We start from the raw sequence: 17921 nt of genomic DNA on the forward strand, positions 1-17921 counted from the left end.
TCGTTTATCCTATTTTTGAAGGACTGTTTAAATTTCTCGCTAAGGTGAGTTCATTAAGAATACAGGCCATCACCCTTTGTTGTTCCTCTAGTGACATATTCGTTCCTGAAGGTAAGCAGATGCCCTTCTCAAAAAGGTCTTCCGCGACACTATGGTTGCTCTCACCATGCATATAAAACTTTGCATCTTTAAATAAGGGCTGAAGATGTAGTGGCTTCCAGACCCTTCTTGCTTCAATATTTTCCTTATTTAACGCATCAACTAAGTGGCCCCCAGAAACTCCTGTCAAACTGTCATCAATCGTCAATGTTGTTAACCAGCGATTGGATCTTGTATTCTTTAATTCATCCATAAAACAAAAGCCTTTGAGATGTGAAAAGGCCTTATAATATCGATCAAAAATAAGACGACGCTTTCGAACGCGATGATCCAATACCTCTAATTGCGATCTTCCGACACCTGCGAGAAGATTGCTGAGACGATAGTTATAACCCATCGTACTATGTTGATAATAAGGTGCAAGATCTCTTGCCTGTGAAGCTAAAAATCTCGCTTTATCAAGAAGATCTGTATCCTCCGATATTAAGATCCCTCCTCCCGAAGTGGTAATGATTTTATTACCATTAAATGAAAAAATACCAAATTTACCAAAAGTTCCACTTGCTTGACCTTTGTAAATTGAACCGAGAGATTCCGCTGCATCTTCGATAATTGGGACCTCATACTGTTCACAAAGCGCTATAATTTCATCCATTTTTGCCATTTGCCCATAGAGATGGACAACGACGACCGCTTTAGGAAGTTTTCCTATAATGGCCGCTTCTTGTAAGGCTTGTTCTAGTGCTTTTGGTGACATATTCCAAGACTCTGGCTCTGAATCAATAAAAACAGGTTCAGCATTTTGATATAAAATTGGATTAGCACTGGCAACAAATGTTAAACTTGAGCAAAAGACGGTATCTCCTTTTTTTACATCTAATAAAGAAAGCGCTAAATGGATGGCTGCTGTTCCAGAACTCACAGCTACTGCTCCATTTGCGCCCACATATTCTGCAATTTCCTTTTCAAAAGCATCTACATTTGGTCCAAGTGATGTCACCCAATTCGTATCAAAAGCTTCTTGAAGGTATTTCCACTCATTTCCACTCATATGTGGTGATGATAGAAAGATTTTTTTCTTAACATCTGACATCTCAATAACCCCCATATCTTTTGACTTTACCACCCTTGTCGGTGAACCGACTGCTGTACAATTTGGGGGTAAATTTTCAATTACTGTTGAACCAGCTCCCACCTTCGACCATTCGCCTACATTAATATTTGGAATAACTGTGGCTCCTGTACCCAAATGAACGCCTTCCTTTAAACGAACAGAACCTGTCACAGTTGCATGAGGGGAGACATGAACAAAATCTTCTATCTTGCTATCATGTTCAATAATAACACCGGTATTGAGAATGACATGATGACCAATCCTCGCCTCTGCATTCACCACTACATAGGGCATGACCACCGTTCCATTGCCGATATCTGCACTAGAACTTATCGATGCCGTTGGATGTACTACTGTTAAAAACACTTCATCCGGTAGATCAAGTTGTTCTCTTATTCTTTTTCTTACATGATTATTTCCAATCGCTATCACTAGTTTTATATTGGCATCCTGGCTCAAAAAATGTTTGAGTGCATGGATAGGCCCTATATAGACATTATTTTCTTTCTTTACTTCCTGATACCGATCATCAAAGTAACCTATAATTTGATTCTCGGAACGTGCCATCACAATTTCTTGAACTACTTTACTATGACCACCATGACCGATGAGCGCTAATTTCATCTTTGTCCCTCTTTTACTGAGGATATAGATCCTTGAAACTTTTCTACTGTTCCATTTCTCGGATCAAAAACGCCGTCAGAACGCATCACTTTATACAATGTTAACAAGAGTATCTTAAGGTCTAGTAAAAAAGAATGATACCTGACATACCAGACATCTAAAGCGAATTTTTCCTCCCATGTAATAGCATTTCGTCCATTAACTTGTGCCCAACCTGTTATACCTGGCTTTACGAGATGGCGTTCTGCTTGCTCTTTGGTATAGAGTGGGAGATATTCCATGAGTAATGGCCTCGGACCCACAAGGCTAATTTCTCCTTTGATCACATTGATCAATTGCATTAATTCATCCAGGCTATATTTCCTAAGAAATTTTCCTAAAGGGGTTACCCGCTGATCATCAGGTAAAAGATTCCTTGTTTTATCAACCTGATTTGTCATAGTTCTAAATTTGTACAAATAAAATGGCTTGCCATGAAGTCCGGGGCGTTGTTGCTTAAAAATAATCGGAGACCCCATGTTTACCCTAACCATGACGGCAATAATGATCAGTAATGGTGATAAAGTCAATAATAAGACAAGCGAAACAGAGAGATCAAACCACCGTTTCAACAAAACATCCCTTCTCTCCTTCATTTCAATCATCAACAGTTGCTGCAATTTGTTGTTTTATATCCTCTACAATTTCAATGACACCTATTTCATCAGTCTCTTGCCCTTTTTGAACAATGTATATTAATATTTCCTTTAACTTTTGCTGATTTAAGTGTTCCGAGATAACCATCGTCTTCCCCCATCAATTAGTTATGATTCCATCTATAAGGAATTCCTTTTACAATCAGTGGATGTAATCACTATTATATTCAATCCCTAATGTCACGACCTGTTCATAGTAAAAATAGATAAAATAACAAACAATGACACCGTAATAAACGAGAAACCTATTTTTTTCTATAAATAATGGAATGATCCAAGTGATAAGAATCAGGCTATATAAATCAAAATAGATATCAAAACGTGCAAAAATCCAGTTTTTACTGGCAATAATCATAAAAATGAAGCCTAATAAAGATAAGTTAACGATGTAATCGCTTTTTGGCCAGAATGCTCTTAGTCTTTCACGACCTAAATAAGCGATGAGCAAAGGGACAGCCGTCACCGCAATCCTTAAAATATTTGCGCCCCCTTCAGAGAAGGTACTGTAATGCCCATATTTTGTATCACTTAGAGCATCAAATAAAAGACTAGAAAACGTGTTAAAACCAAAAGCGATAACCACCGCGCCAAGGAGTAAGAGAAATGTCACCTTCGTCCAGGCTTTTCGACGCACGATAAAATAAATGGGAATAAAAATAAGTGCTGACTGATGAATGGTTGCTGCAAGTAATACAACAAGAATAAACCTTTTCCAATGGCCTTCTAAGATATATTTCGTTGCCGCAAAAATAATGGCTGCTGCTAAAGACTGCCGGATCCCATTCATTGAAACGGTAAAAGCGCCTGAGGCAATATATACGTAAATTCCTAGTTCAAACATCCTCGAATATTTATAAAGAACGAGGACAATCAAGCCATTTGTGATTAAGGCCGCTACAAAGACAAGAATTTGCGGGTTATCTGATAATCGGTGTAAGAGCCATTGAAGAAAGTAAAAACCAAATTCATCCTTAAAATTAATTTGGCTAAGCTGAAAAGTATCGACTTCATAGGCATGCATATAAAAATACGTATCACCAATGTTTCTTCGCAATCCAGCGACCAAGATAAGTGAAAGCATAGTAAAAAGGACAAGTAATTTGTTAGGCTTAATATAGGGTTCATGTTCCAAAGGTCGTGATAAAAACCTAGAAAATAATGAAGAAATATAAACAAAAGCAAAATTGAACCACAGAATTTCCATATATTCTTACTCCCTATAAAACAGAACTATGAGACGATGAATTAACGGGTTTTTAACACAGTTGCTCTTTTTGTATGTTTAATATAAAAATAAAGAGCCATACCTAAGGGCATCGCTAAAAGTGTTGTCCATTTATCCGGTGATTTCTGTAATAAATGGTAATTTTTTATCATAAAATTACTAGATACATAGTGGATAGCCGCCCGATATCTTTCTTTAAATGTAGCTGCATAACGCATGCTGAGTTCTCGATAAAGAATAAAGCCACGGGGATTCTTTTTATATTGCTGAATAATATTCATGCTCGAACCATCCTCTAGATATTCCACATGACACAGCACCTTATTTAATACGAGGAGTGGACAATTTTGGTCAATCAATATATATTTATACGCTAATGGAAAATATTTTTCTCCATTAAATATTGGATAAGGTGGGCTCTTCTTTGTGAGCTCGGATCGATAGACAAGCTTTTTATCCCCCTTCACCTTATATTTTCGATAGAGATCTAAGAGCGTTGTTGTCTTAATGTCTTTAGGCATGGGTGTTCCAATAATATCACCCTCTGGTGTAGCGTCGAGTCCAACAATACCTGCAACCTGATCACTTCCATAACGTTTCCAAAAGGAGACGATGGTTTCAATTGCATTGTCCGACAAATAATCATCAGAGTCGATGCAAAGATTAAGTTCTGTATCAATTAACGCATAGGCCGTATTATGTGCCCCGTGCATCCCTTGATTTTCTTGATAATGGTAACGTATGGAAATCTCAGCGTCGAGTATCCACTGCTTTACTAACGCATGGGTATCGTCTGTTGACCCATCATCGATGATAAGCCAGATAAACTCCTGACATGTTTGCCGCTTTAAACTTTCATAGCAAAGATGTAGCGTATAGGCCCTATTATATGTAGGGGTAAACACCGTAATCATAGCGGTCATGGAACCACCTCCCTCCTTTTGCTATGTAATCCTAAATAAAAGTTTTGCAGTTTCTTAACTGTCGTGTGAATATCGTAATCAGGCGAGAACCAAGCGCCCTGACCTTCCTTTCTCACTTGATTCAGCTCCAAGGCCTTCATCGCCCATAAGTGGGCATTACTTTCCAGTCTTTCATAGGAAATAAGCTGTGCTCCAATGTCAACTTCATCTGAGATCACCTCTGAGATCAAACAGGGAAGACGACTAGCCTGTGCTTCTATTAAAGTAACCGGAAGACCTTCGTGGAGTGAAGGAAATAGCAGGAGATCAAAACTTTGCAAGAGTTCATGGACATCACTTCTGACACCAAGAAAGTCCACGTGATCTTGCAAACCTAGGGTCCTGACCATTTGTTCCATTTTCTTTTTTAAAGGACCTTCTCCTATTAAAAGAAGGTGGGATTGTGGTTCCCTTTTGGTTACTTCAAAAAAAATTTCAATAATTTTCTCATGATTTTTTTGCCTATTAAACCGACCGACATGACCGATAACAAATGTGCCATTTAGTATATTTAATCTCTCTCTCACCCTTTGCCTAACATCCTCAGAATAATGAAAATGGTGAGGATCCACACCATTTTTTATGATCTTCGCTTTATTCGCCTGCCTTTTATAAAGCCAATGTGCAGCTGCTTCTGAGCAGGCGAAAAATTCAGAGGCATTGGAAAAAATATGCCGGCCCGCATACCACTTATAGGCTTTAGCAAGAATACTTCCTTCACTGCTGGTATTGTGACTATGAGAAATGCGAAAAGGAATCCCGGCTTTTTTGGCTGTTTTAAGAACAAAACCACTCATTTTATCCAGATGCGAATGGACCACTTGGTACTCTTTATGAGTCAAAAAAAAATGGCTCAAGGACCGAATATAGTGGCGATGCCCCACATCACTTACATAAGGTATTCGGAACACTTTACCACCAAGAGACTTAATTTCCTCATCAAAGCTTCCTTTTTTACTGGTAAGAAAGTCAAACTGTATCTTTGCGCGATCAATCTTTCTGTATACATTCATAATCAGGGTCTCAGCCCCTCCTCGGTTCATGTTGACAACAACATGTAATACCCGCTCTGGCTGACTCACAAATATTCCCCCTGTCTGACAATGTCCGCCTCTCTCTTGCCTCTATCCGGCTCACCCTCCATATATCTTGAATAGATTTCATAGAGTTCGGTACTCACCATTTGAAGGGAGTAGGTCTTCTTTATTACCTTCATACTTTCCAGTCCCATTTGTTTTCTCAACCTTCTTGATTTGATCAATTGAAAAAGTCTTGATGCAAAGAGGCGATAATCTGTATAGGGAACAATATAACCATTCACACCATTAACAATCAGTTCATTGTGGCCTCTATTTCGACTTGCAAGTACAGGTAAGCCACAAGCCATTCCTTCCATTACATTTACGGGTAGCCCTTCTCGAATACTCGACGCTAGGACAATATCGCTCATTTGTAAATATTCTTCAACTTGATCCTGATAGCCGAGAAATTTGACCCTATCCGCAACGCCACACGTTTTTGCATATTTTTTACAAGTGGCAAGTAGTGGACCGTCCCCTGCTAATAGTAACTTTACCTGTGGGGCATCCTCCTTTATCAAAGCTAATGCATCAATCATGAGTCGTTGATTTTTATTTTCATTAAACTCTGCCGCATAAAATAATAAAATCTCATCCGCCCCGTAGCCATAGCTTATTCTAAGATTTTGTTTGCTTCTTTCATCAATAGAATAGAACCTTCGCGTATCCACACCAACGCCATGCACATGTTCAGTTGCACCTGCTTTAAATCCGTGTTGATCGGCAAGTGATTTATCCTCTTGATTAATTGTAATAAGACAATCGGTATAATGAGCTAACCATCGTTCCATCGGATAATAGAGGATCCAATTCAGTATTGGCGCCCCTTTATAAAAATGGAATCCGTGAGCAGTATAAATCACCTTTACCCCCTTTTGCCTTACCCCTCTTGCAGCCAAACGCGTCAAAGCACCGCCCATTGGGGTGTGGCAATGAATTAAGGCGTAATCGTTATGTTGAATCATTTCTTTTAATTGCCAATAAGCCATAATGTTTTTGAGACTTATTGGAGATCTTTCAATAGGAATAATGAATCTTTTATCTACAAAAGGCAGTTTAAGCTCACCAGCAGCCGCAACATGGACCTCCCACCCGTTTTCTTTGAACCATTTAAAATAAGGTAAATGGAATTTGCTAAAATGAATATCAACGGTTGCACAAAATAATACCCTCTTTATCACCTGGTTCTCATCCTTTAACTTGGAACAGACATCAGAGCTGGAGTTACTTTTTTATTGGCTAGATATACAAGTTTTTCTCTTAGCTCCTTGTTATCATAGCCTGAGAATTGATTAATAAGGTCCTCAATTTCATTAAATAATAGAGTATAAGCCTTACCTATATAAATCTTCGGAAAGACTTGTTCTTCCAGAAGTTCTTCCTTCTTCAAAAGCTCTTCAAATAATTTCTCACCCGGCCTTATCCCCGAATAAGTAATGCCAATATCTTCTATAGAATGACCAGAAAGTCGGATTAAATTTTTAGCCAAATCCACGATTTTGACGGGAGCTCCCATATCAAGAACAAAAATCTCACCGCCCTTTGCAACAGCTCCTGCCTGAATAACGAGTCGTGAGGCTTCAGGAATTGTCATAAAGTATCGGATCATGTCAGGATGCGTGACCGTTACCGGCCCGCCCTGTTGAATTTGTTTCTTAAATAATGGGATGACACTTCCACGACTGCCAAGAACATTTCCAAATCGAACGGCAACAAATGTCGTTGTACTTGTTAAACTTAGTTTTTGGATGATCATTTCTGCTAATCGTTTGGTTGCCCCCATCACACTTGTTGGGTTGACAGCTTTATCCGATGAAATCATGACAAAGGTTTGAACCCCATATGCATTTGCAGCTTCAGCAATATTCTTTGTGCCTATGACATTATTTTTTACCGCCTCTTCAGGGTTGGCCTCCATTAACGGCACATGCTTATGGGCGGCCGCATGATAGACGACATGTGGTCGATACTCTTTCACAATCGCTTGTATTCTCTCCGCATCTTGTAAATCAGCGATAATTGGTATCACTTCAATGTTGGATTTATGACCTCGTTCTTTAAGCTCCATGTCTATAGTATATATACTGTTTTCACCATGACCCACTAATACAAGTCTTTTAGGTTTAAAGGCCGTCAATTGTCTACATATCTCGGAACCAATGGATCCCCCCGCCCCTGTCACTAGGATCGTTTTATCTGTAACATAATCGGAAATTTTCTCCATATCTAATTCAACAGGCTCTCTGCCTAACAAATCTTCAACTTCAACATCACGAAATTGGCTCACTGAAACTTTCCCTGTGACAATATCCTCAAGCATGGGGAGAATTTGTGTCTTTGCGTTTGTCTTTAAGCACTCTTGAAAAATATTATTCAATGCACTTTTTCGCATCGATGGAATGGCAATAATGATTGTATCAATATTCATCCGTTCAACTATGGGTGCTATTTCTGTCACCCCCCCAACAACTGGGAGCCCTAAAATATACAGGTGCTGCTTTTTGATATCATCATCAATGTAAGCTACTGGGTGGAGCTCTGTTTGTTTATTTTTGAGCAATTGCCTCACAACCATAGTCCCCGCTGATCCCGCCCCAATGATTAATGTCCGCTTCTTTTGATCAGAGCGTTTAAAATAGACATCACGAAGCAATCTCCACATAAATCGAGAACCCCCGATGAGGAACATCTGCATCATCCAAGTGACGATCAAGACACGAAAGAAAATCTCCTGTACTACTATCTCTTGAACAAGTGCAGTCCCAATTATAGAAAAGGTTACAGCTTTTAATAAGCTTAGCAATTCTCCAACACTTGCATATTCCCAAGCCTTTTTGTAAAGCTTATAGATTAAGAAAAGAAGATGGTGGCTCAGTAATAAAAAAACTAAATTTACCATCATTGGTAAGGTCAATATGTGAAAATCTTTATTGATTAAAAAATAACTAGAAAAAATAGAAATGACGACGATGATGGAATCACCGACGGCGAATAAGGTAAATCGCTTGTGATACGTCATCTTTTTCCCCCTGTTCCCCTAAAAAATTGTCCCTTTCTCTCTTTCTCAAAAACTTAAAGGTTTTAGCTACAAGGTTCTTCTCTCTTCTCAACCCCATAGCTAAAACTTTTAATCGGGTCCTCTCTCTTATATGAAGCTTTTCAACACCTCAAATGGCAATAATAATATGTAAATGGGCATTCAACCCAACCTCACACCATACCTTCGACGATCAACGTCTAAGGTTATTTAACCCACAGCATGGCCGAGTGTCTCCATTGATAAAGGTGAGGAGGCATTACCTATGAATAACAAGTTCTAAATAACGAACATAAATATCTTCGTTCGCACCTTCTTCATTCATTTATGCTCTCTTATTGTTAAGAATTGACCCAATGAGTCTAACCCTTGAAAGATCTAATAACCGTTTGGATTCAATTATTTTCTCGTTTGAAGTTTTACCGTTCTTAACAACAAGGATAACCCCAGCCCCTTCATTAGCAATGATCGTAGGATCCGTCACTTCTAATAATGGCGGTGTATCGAAAAGCACAATATCATAATCATTTGTTAGCCTACGCATCAATGCATTCATTGAGGGTGCATTGAGTAATGCTGGTACATTCGTTGGTAAAGGACCACTTGTCACTATATCTAAAGTATCAATGACTGTTTTTTTTATGACATCATCCAGGCTCTTTTGGTCTTGGAGAATATTAGTCAATCCAATATCATTATTAAGATTAAACAACCTATGTAAGGTCGGCTTACGAATATCTGCGTCAACAATTAATACTTTTTCGCCCAACTGCGCAATAGAAGTGCCTAAATTGACCGTCGTTGTCGTTTTACCTTCTTTATAATCTGGTGAGGTGACGACAATGATGTGATTTAAATGGTCACTTGATGAAAACTTAATCTTTGCATAAATTTTTCTATATTGCTCAGATATCTTAGAGCCTTGATAATAATAGGAAACCAAGCTCTTCCTTTTGAACGCTTTCCAAACTCTTTCATTATAGAGCCTCATTCAAGACTACCTCCGATTCTTGTCGATGGAGTTGCTTTAAAAAAACTCTGAACTTTTTTCATTGACCTTTTCCTTTTGAAAGGAATCTGTACGTTGAGAACGTCTCTTTCTACTCCCTGTTTCTTTTGCGAACGCCCTAGAGTGAAATTCAATAGGTTCTCGTGTATTCTTCTTTCCCATTTTCGCAATGCTTCCCAAGGCCGGGGTTTCCAACAATTGACCTAGTTCCTTTTCTGATTGAACAGTATCATCCAAAGCATTCAATAAGAAGGCAAGACCGATGCCTACAACGATGCCTCCAATAAGACCTAAGATCATCTTGTGATTATTCTCTGGATTAATTGGAGTTGGATTGGTTGTGGCTTCAGATAATAAACGAACATTGGAAAAGTTAAGTAGACTGGCGGCTTCGTCCTTCAATACAAGAGCAGCCGCGTTGGCTATTTCAGCAGCTTCACTTGGATGTTCTGCAGTCACTTGGATTAAGACAACGTGTGAATCATCAATATTCGATGCAGTAATGTCTTGGTCTAAATCCATGGGATCTTTCTTAACCTTAAGTTTTTGACTAATTTTTTCTAAAACTGTTGGATCCTTTATCATAACCATCAAAGTACTCATGTTATCCGATTGCGCCTCGGCCCCAACAAGGATTCGTGCAGAAGATTGATAGAGAGGGGATTCAACAACAATATGACTATATAAATAAGCGGCCACTGTCATTAAAAGAGTTGAAACCAGAATGACCCATATTCTTCTTCGCATGATATGTAATATCTCTTTCAAATTAATCTCTTTTGTCATATTGCCTTGTACTCCTCTATTTTCATTTTTAACGAACTGGATGTTCATTATAAAGAACCTTATGAGCAAAAAAAATCATACGTAGTGACAGTCATTGGATGATGGCCTTTAGTACAAATTTTAATGAAAAAAAATTCCTTTTGTTCGTTATAAGAGATATATTGACTTTAGAATATGTAAAAAGTGCAATATTACCTTCGGTGTTAACGGAATTTTCATCTTTTTGTTTTATATAATGAACTTTATGTAAATAAAATACCTCTTAAAACACTCCATGTCAACATCTTTTTTTGAGTTCTATTACTTTTTTGATTTTTGAAGAAAATCTAGAACAATTGACGAATGCTCCATTTCGCGATACAGTTTGTACAAAAAGGAAGATTGTCTTGAAGGAATTATTAAATCCTCAGGTAAAGGATATTCAAATTAGTGGGATACGAAGATTTTTTAATAAAGTCGCTCAGTATCCTGAGGCTTTGTCACTTACCATAGGCCAACCTGATTTCCCCACCCCCGACCATATTAAAGAGGCGGCTAAGCGGGCCATTGACCAAAACTATACAACCTATACTCATAATGCTGGAATGATCGAGCTACGTCAGGCTATACAGCAGTTTGTCGCAAAGAAATATCAATTAAACTATAAAGCCGCTACAGAAATTATTGCTACAACGGGTGCCAGTGAAGCTATTGACATTACACTTCGCACTTTATTAGAACCCGGAGATGAAGTGCTTTTACCAGGACCGGTCTACCCAGGTTATGAACCCGTCATTCATTTATGCGGTGCGATTCCTGTACATATCGATACGACGCATACTGACTTTAAATTAACGGCTCGCGATATAGAAGCAGCTCTAACGGAAAAAACGAAATGCCTGATCCTCCCTTACCCATCGAATCCTACAGGGATGGTGCTTTCGGCCCATGAACTCCAAGAGATTGCGGACGTGTTACAGGAGCGAGATATCTTCATCGTCTCGGATGAAATCTATAGCGAGTTAACTTACGGTACCCACCATACCTCAATTGCATCATTTGAAGGAATGTGGAACAAGACTATTGTCATTAACGGGCTTTCAAAGTCGCATGCAATGACCGGTTGGCGGATGGGGTTTCTTCTAGCCCCTGAAGAGATTGCAGAGCAAATCCTAAAAGTTCATCAGTATAATGTCACCTGTGTGTCATCGATCACACAATATGCAGCTCTTGAGGCACTAACAAGGGGGATTGACGATGCGGCGATTATGCGAGAGGCTTATCAAAAACGTCTAGAATATTCTTATGAACGACTTTTGGACATGGGATTACCAACGACGAAGCCTGGGGGGGCCTTTTATCTCTTTCCTTCTATTGATAAATTTGGTATGACGTCAAACGATTTCGCTGAAAACCTACTTCAAAGTGAAAATCTTGCTGTTGTTCCTGGAGAGGCATTTTCATCCTATGGAGATCGTTATATTCGGATTTCTTACGCCTACTCCCAAGACCTCCTCGAGCAAGGACTCGACCGTCTTGAGCGTTTTATTGCAAAGCTCAAATAAATATATTCTTAAAAGCAAAAAGCTCTTGGTTAATGACCGAGAGCTTTTTGCATTACCAGGGTTTCTGACTTATTTTACTTTTTCATCATGACTTCTCATTGAGGACCACTTTATAGTGGACTAACAAATGAGCCCTGCGCACGCACTAAAAAGGTGACTGGTCAACAAAAGAGGCAGCTGACTCACAGTAGAGAGCCGCAGCTAACAAATGAGCACGTGGCTCAAAAAAAATCCACTCCAAACAAAGGAGTGGATCATCTAAAATAACTTTCTTTTTTATAAGTCATGCACTCAAGCACGTTGCCTGAGCCAAGCTTTTCTTAATGAATCCCTATTTACCTACTTCCCTGTGGCTTTTTAGGGAAAATGGATAGACGAAATTTGTGAGGCTTGCGTACGCGATTGGTAATCGTATCCTCTTTTGGCTCCGTCGGTTTAATGAAGAATGCAAGAATAAAGGCGATGATTGATAATGCTGTCGCGACCATAAAAGCATCATTCACACCCATGACAGAACCTTGTTGTTGGGCCAAAGCGATCTGAGCTTTGTCACTTGAAAGAATGTGGTGCTGAGAAATAATGTCTTTGACATGCTTGAGGCCTTGGTTTGACATAATAGAAACGAAAAAGGCCATTCCCACTGCTCCAGAGACATTCCTTAATGTATTGACCATGGCTGTACCATATTTATTCAAGCTCAATGCAAGTTCATTTAAACCGGCTGTAAAGATTGGCATCATGATCAAGGACATCCCAAACATCCGAATGGTATAAACGACAACAACGTACGTAAAGGACGTATTCACGACCAAACGGGTTAAAGCAAAGGTCGTTACAATCGTAATGAAAAGACCGATAATGGCTAGCCACTTCGCACCAAACTTATCAAATAAACGTCCCGTAATCGGCGACATAATTCCCATGACAACCCCACCTGGTAAAAGTAATAAACCAGACATAATTGGAGAGAAGCCGCGAATGTTTTGCATGTAGATTGGCATGAGGATCATACCCGAGAACATCGCCATCGTGATCACAACATTAATCGCTGTTGTTAAAGTAAAGATCCGATAACGGAAGATCCTGAACTCTAAGATTGGTTCGTCGGTGATTAACTGCCAAATCACAAAGAGAATGACACTTATACCACCTATGATTAAGGAAGCAATCACTTCATCATTTCCCCAGCCTTTGTCACCGACTGTGGCAAAACCATATAATAATCCACCAAATCCAATTGTAGATAAGATCACACCTAAAACATCCAGCTTCGGACGCTTGGTTTCTGTTACATTTTTCACAAGGAAGAAAGCAATGATAAGGTCGAGAATCGCGATAGGTAAGATGATATAGAACAAAACACGCCAAGAATAGCTTTGGACAATCCAACCGGATAATGTTGGCCCAATGGCAGGGGCGAAGTTCATCGCTACCCCAAAAATCCCCATGGCAAACCCACGACGTTTTGGCGGGAAAATAGTAAAAATAACATTAGTAATAAGTGGAAACAGAATACCCGCACCAGCCGCTTGAATGACCCTACCGACTAGAATAACAGAGAATGAAGGTGCCACTGCACATATGACTGTCCCTATGGTAAACAGACTCATAGCGGTCAGATAGAGCTGCCTTGTTGTAAATCGATTCATCAAAAATGCCGTAATTGGAATGACAATCCCATTCACGAGCATAAAAATAGTCGTTAACCAATCTGCAGTTGTAGCAGATATATTAAAATGATTCATGAGTTGCGGTAAAGCTATATTGATCAATGTTTGATTCAAGAATGCAACTAATGCGCCCGCAATCATAATCCCAAAAATAGGTACAACTTTAATATTCTTAGGGGTACTACTTTCAGATGTCATTGCTACCAAACCTCCATACAATAAATTAAAATAAATGCCTAACTCCTTAGACAACGCAATCGAATAAATGAGATATTTTTACATTTCAACCAAATAAAAGTCCCACCTAAGGTAGGTAGGAAAAAAACAGGCATAAAAATAGGGTCTTCTTTATTATAAACAATTACATTACTATTAGTAAGTTAGTAAGCTTTTATTATATTAATCTCGAAAGCACACTTTGTCAACAATTTAAACCTCTAATGCCCACTCTCTAAAAGACTCTAATGATTGCCTCTCAATCGCTTCTCTGGGACTACTTCCTGACCCCGCGTGCCATACGCTAGGCTCATCGCAGCCAACAAAAGAATTCCAGTCGTCAAAAACACCATATAAGTCGGGAAAATCCCTCCAATAAAGCCACCGACCATAGGTCCAAGCATACCGCCAATTTGATTAGCCGTCTGATTGAGACCAAAGGCGCGCCCACGAAAATCTTCAGGTGTTGACTTTACAACCAATCCATTTAAAGCAGGGAAAACCGCGCAAAAGAAGATGCCAAAAATAAATCGTGTGATCGAAAAGCCCCAAAGTTCACTAAAAATAATTTGCGCAAAGGTCCCAAGACCGCCGCCAAATAGCCCGATAATTAAGATCTTATGGAAACCTATTTTATCCGCTAATTTCCCCCAATACGGACCAAAAATAACACTGGCGATACCTGGTAAAGAGAAAACAACCCCGGCTAATAATGACGTCTTATCTGCCGACCCTCCAAGGTCGACAATGTAAAGAGGCAATACCGGTTCTAATGTCATCACGGAGCATTGGGCTACGACAGTTAAAAGAAGCACCATCAAAAATGGGCGATTCGCCCCTGCTAGACGGATATCCCTGATGACAGACGTTTTGTCTTTACTTGGCGTAAACTTTTCTTCTTTGACAAAAAAGAAGACGAGCACCGTTGAAAATAAAACCTGTATACCCGCCGTCGCAAAAGCGATACGATTACCCACAAGTTCTGCGATCACCCCACCAAACAGTGGACCAATAATGCTCCCGGCTGCAGTTGCTGTTGAAACCATGGCGAGTGCGTAACCGACTTTATCCTTCGGTGTATTCGTTCCGATTAACGCAATACTACCAGGAATAAAGCCTGTTAATAACCCTTGCATTAGCCGCAAAATTAAAATTTCATAGGGATTTGTGACAAAAGCGGTAAGCGTATAAATAAGAAATAAAAAAAATCCCGCGCGAATGATCATTGGCTTCCGCCCGTACTTATCCCCTAAAGCCCCCCAAATAGGTGAGGCAAACGCTCCAGCAAAAAAGGCTGCGCTATAAATAAGCCCAGACCATATTTCTGTATGCTGATGAACACCTAATTGTAATAAAAAGAGAGGCAAAAAAGGGATAACCATGGTGAAACTAGCGGAAGTAAAAAAAGCACCAATCCAAAGTACCCACAAATTTCGTTTCCAAGTTAACACCGTATCTTCCTTCTTCCTCAGGATAGCTTCAACCATAATACCACTATTCTATGACGCTGTCATCGGCTAAACGTAATGAAAGCAAAAATAGGCAAATCAACCTATTATCATTAAGTGCTCTTTCATCCCTCATCTAAGAAAACTTGGCTTGTCGCCAAGCCTTTTGGGGAAAGCCTAAGTTGCCCTTATAAGGTCTTCCGCTAGTAATAAATTCTGACGTTAAAAAAAGCCGCTAAGCGACTTTTTTCGTTTTATTCCTTATTAGGAGACACTTGACAAGCTCCATCGACACACTCACCATTATTTCCTGCTTCATCCGTTGTTGGGTTTAACACGGTTAAAGGCTGTTCCTCCTGTTGCACCTTTTGCAATGCCTCTACAAAAACGTTAAGCGGTTGGGCTCCTGAAATCGCGTATTTACGGTTTAAGACAAAGAAAGGGACGCCTTGAACTCCCAACTGTCGTGCTTCTTGCTCATCTGCTCTCACAGCATCAGCATAATCCGTGCCCACGAGCATAGTCTTAACAGCGTTTTGATCAAGACCGACTTCACTTGCAAGCTCACTCAAGGTCTCATGATCACCGATATGCTTGGATTCAGTAAAATAAGCGTGTAACAAACGCTCAGTCATCTCAGCTTCTTTATTATGATCATGTGCAAAATGCATGAGGCGATGAGCGTCAAAAGTATTCGTTGGAATCATCGTATCAAAATTATAGGTGAGACCGACTTCCTTCGCTTGCTCCTTCATGCGATCATTCATCACTTTCCCTTGTTCATAGCTTGTTCCGAACTTTTCCGCAAGCATAGTATGGATATCCTTACCATAATCTCGCTTCGCTTGTGGATCCAGTTCAAAGCTCTTAAATTGAACCTCTATATTCTCCATGTTAGGAAGCTGATTCAAAGCTTCTTCCAAACGACGTTTTCCGATATAACAGAAAGGACAGACAAAGTCAGACCAAACCTCTATTTTCATGATTTCTGCTCCTCATAATGCAAATTTACCGACCCGCCTTTATTAAGTGCAGGCTTTAGTGTATTCAATTTATCATGAAACATGCGATATGAACAGCAATTGGCATTAGGCTATCATTTGACCCTGCCTCATTGACCTATGCACCTTTTTTTATCTTCAAACGGGGCGTATCTAACACTCCCCGCTTCGCTATGCACAGCCTAATGTTCAAGCATACACCCTCACACTTAAAGTTGTCGTTCAGTCTTTATGGAGGAGCCCAAAGATGTACGTCTTCCACAATCTAATATTTCTAACGTTTTAACCCTAAAGGAGCCGGCCGCAGCCTGCTCCTTCCTTTTATATCTTATATCTCCCAGTTCAGCTCGACTTCATGTCCTGTCCGTGACGATTCAAAAATAGCATCAAGAACCAAATTCGTTTTTAGACCACTCATCGCTGAAGTCAACGGTTCTTTCCCCTCGCGAATACAGGATAAGAAATGTTGACTTAAGAGCACACGGTCTTCTTTATCATCGGTCCTTTTACCTTCAACATCAACCGCTTGATCGAACTTCTCAGTTAAGAGCTTGTAACCCTCACCGACTAATGAGGCCCCGCCCTCTGACCCCATCAAATGGATGAAGGGTTGATTATCACTATCCATATTCACAGCCCAGCTGACTTCTAAAGATAACGTCGACCCATCTTCCATCTTGATCAAAGCCGTCGCTAAATCTTCAACATCATAAGTCCCTTGCCAATTCGGTGTTCCCCACGTCCCAATCCCTTTTTTCTTGGGACCAAATTCAGCATAGGTGGAACCGAAAACAGATACAGGTTTAGGATTACCCATGAGATATAAAGCGAGGTCGAGCATGTGAACACCGATATCGATAAGTGGTCCACCACCGGAGACCTCTTTTTGTGTAAACCAAGTCCCCCAGCCTGGAATCCCTTTACGACGCCACCAACCGGTCTTTGCATTATAGATCGTTCCAAGGGCACCGGCTTCAACCTGTTTTTTAATCGCTCTGGCTTGCCATTGCCAGCGCATCTGATGCCCGACCATGACAATTTTCCCTGCTTCTCTTTGTGCCCTTACAATCTCTTTAGCCGCTTCGGCGTTTATACCCATCGGCTTTTCAACAAGGACATGTTTACCTGCTTGGAGTGCTTGGACTGCCAGTGGCGCATGAAATTTATTCGGCACACCAATAATGACAGCATCCACCTCTTCATCTGCAAAAAGCTCTTCAGCAGTGGCATACACTTTAGGTATCTTATACTTAGATGCTGCCTTTTCAGCCAATGGCAAATAGACATCAGTCACCGCAATGAATTCAGCTTCTTCTGGCAATTTACCAAATGTTTGCATATGCACATTCCCGATGGAGCCTGCACCCACCATACCTAAACGAATTTTCTTTGGTTCTCCCATTTTTGTTCCT

General features: G+C 39.9%; 15 protein-coding genes and 1 pseudogene. 1 reads left to right on the forward strand and 15 read right to left on the reverse strand.

Annotated elements, in window-relative coordinates; translation table 11 throughout:
* Positions 1–4: 4 nt before the first annotated feature.
* The 11 genes and pseudogenes from IEV91_RS21685 to IEV91_RS09850 all read right to left on the reverse strand — a co-directional run bounded on the left by IEV91_RS21685 (position 5) and on the right by IEV91_RS09850 (position 10630).
* Complete coding sequence (locus IEV91_RS21685) at positions 5–1192, reverse strand: aminotransferase class I/II-fold pyridoxal phosphate-dependent enzyme (RefSeq protein ID WP_229745518.1); 1188 nt, start codon at positions 1190–1192, stop codon at positions 5–7.
* Positions 1193–1237: 45 nt separating this feature from the next.
* A pseudogene (locus IEV91_RS21690) lies at positions 1238–1837 on the reverse strand (acetyltransferase); the annotation flags it as partial.
* On the reverse strand, positions 1834–2448 hold the full coding sequence (locus tag IEV91_RS09810; RefSeq protein ID WP_275584384.1) for a sugar transferase: 615 nt from the start codon (positions 2446–2448) through the stop codon (positions 1834–1836). The gene IEV91_RS09810 and the pseudogene IEV91_RS21690, both read right to left, overlap by 4 nt.
* A 25-nt stretch (positions 2449–2473) precedes the next feature.
* Positions 2474–2620 (reverse strand): YwzD family small protein, encoded by a 147-nt coding sequence (locus IEV91_RS09815; protein ID WP_188497252.1) that lies wholly within the window; start codon positions 2618–2620, stop codon positions 2474–2476.
* Between the two features lie 54 nt (positions 2621–2674).
* The gene (locus tag IEV91_RS09820; protein ID WP_188497253.1) at positions 2675–3736 is read right to left on the reverse strand and encodes an EpsG family protein; all 1062 of its coding nucleotides are present in this window, start codon (positions 3734–3736) and stop codon (positions 2675–2677) included.
* A gap of 41 nt (positions 3737–3777) precedes the next feature.
* Positions 3778–4680, reverse strand: coding sequence for a glycosyltransferase family 2 protein (locus tag IEV91_RS09825; protein ID WP_188497254.1), 903 nt, complete (start codon positions 4678–4680; stop codon positions 3778–3780).
* Positions 4677–5801, reverse strand: coding sequence for a glycosyltransferase family 1 protein (locus IEV91_RS09830; RefSeq protein ID WP_188497255.1), 1125 nt, complete (start codon positions 5799–5801; stop codon positions 4677–4679). Before IEV91_RS09830 ends, IEV91_RS09825 begins: the two co-directional genes overlap by 4 nt.
* Positions 5798–6979 carry a glycosyltransferase family 4 protein gene (locus tag IEV91_RS09835; RefSeq protein ID WP_188497256.1) on the reverse strand — a complete coding sequence of 394 codons (1182 nt, stop codon included), beginning with the start codon at positions 6977–6979 and terminating at the stop codon, positions 5798–5800. Before IEV91_RS09835 ends, IEV91_RS09830 begins: the two co-directional genes overlap by 4 nt.
* Before the next feature lie 14 nt (positions 6980–6993).
* Complete coding sequence (locus IEV91_RS09840) at positions 6994–8817, reverse strand: polysaccharide biosynthesis protein (protein WP_188497257.1); 1824 nt, start codon at positions 8815–8817, stop codon at positions 6994–6996.
* A 343-nt stretch (positions 8818–9160) separates the two neighbouring features.
* Positions 9161–9826 (reverse strand): CpsD/CapB family tyrosine-protein kinase, encoded by a 666-nt coding sequence (locus IEV91_RS09845; RefSeq protein ID WP_188497258.1) that lies wholly within the window; start codon positions 9824–9826, stop codon positions 9161–9163.
* 36 nt (positions 9827–9862) lie between these two features.
* The gene (locus IEV91_RS09850) at positions 9863–10630 is read right to left on the reverse strand and encodes a YveK family protein (RefSeq protein ID WP_188497259.1); all 768 of its coding nucleotides are present in this window, start codon (positions 10628–10630) and stop codon (positions 9863–9865) included.
* Between the two features lie 386 nt (positions 10631–11016).
* Between IEV91_RS09850 and IEV91_RS09855 the strand changes: the two genes are divergently transcribed.
* Positions 11017–12174: an aminotransferase A gene (locus IEV91_RS09855; protein WP_188497260.1), complete on the forward strand. Its 1158-nt coding sequence runs from the start codon at positions 11017–11019 to the stop codon at positions 12172–12174.
* A gap of 335 nt (positions 12175–12509) precedes the next feature.
* Here IEV91_RS09855 and IEV91_RS09860 read toward each other — a convergent pair whose 3' ends face one another.
* The 4 genes from IEV91_RS09860 to IEV91_RS09875 form a co-directional block, all read right to left on the reverse strand.
* Positions 12510–14042, reverse strand: a complete 1533-nt coding sequence (locus tag IEV91_RS09860; RefSeq protein ID WP_188497261.1) for a DHA2 family efflux MFS transporter permease subunit — start codon at positions 14040–14042, stop codon at positions 12510–12512.
* 263 nt (positions 14043–14305) lie between these two features.
* Positions 14306–15511, reverse strand: a complete 1206-nt coding sequence (locus IEV91_RS09865) for an MFS transporter (RefSeq protein ID WP_188497262.1) — start codon at positions 15509–15511, stop codon at positions 14306–14308.
* A gap of 251 nt (positions 15512–15762) precedes the next feature.
* A complete protein-coding gene (locus IEV91_RS09870) occupies positions 15763–16491 on the reverse strand; it encodes a DsbA family oxidoreductase (protein WP_188497263.1) in 729 nt (242 codons plus the stop codon).
* Between the two features lie 346 nt (positions 16492–16837).
* The gene (locus IEV91_RS09875) at positions 16838–17911 is read right to left on the reverse strand and encodes a Gfo/Idh/MocA family protein (RefSeq protein WP_188497264.1); all 1074 of its coding nucleotides are present in this window, start codon (positions 17909–17911) and stop codon (positions 16838–16840) included.
* Positions 17912–17921: the final 10 nt, after the last annotated feature.

Source organism: Pullulanibacillus pueri (assembly GCF_014639255.1).
GTDB lineage: Bacteria > Bacillota > Bacilli > Bacillales > Sporolactobacillaceae > Pullulanibacillus > Pullulanibacillus pueri.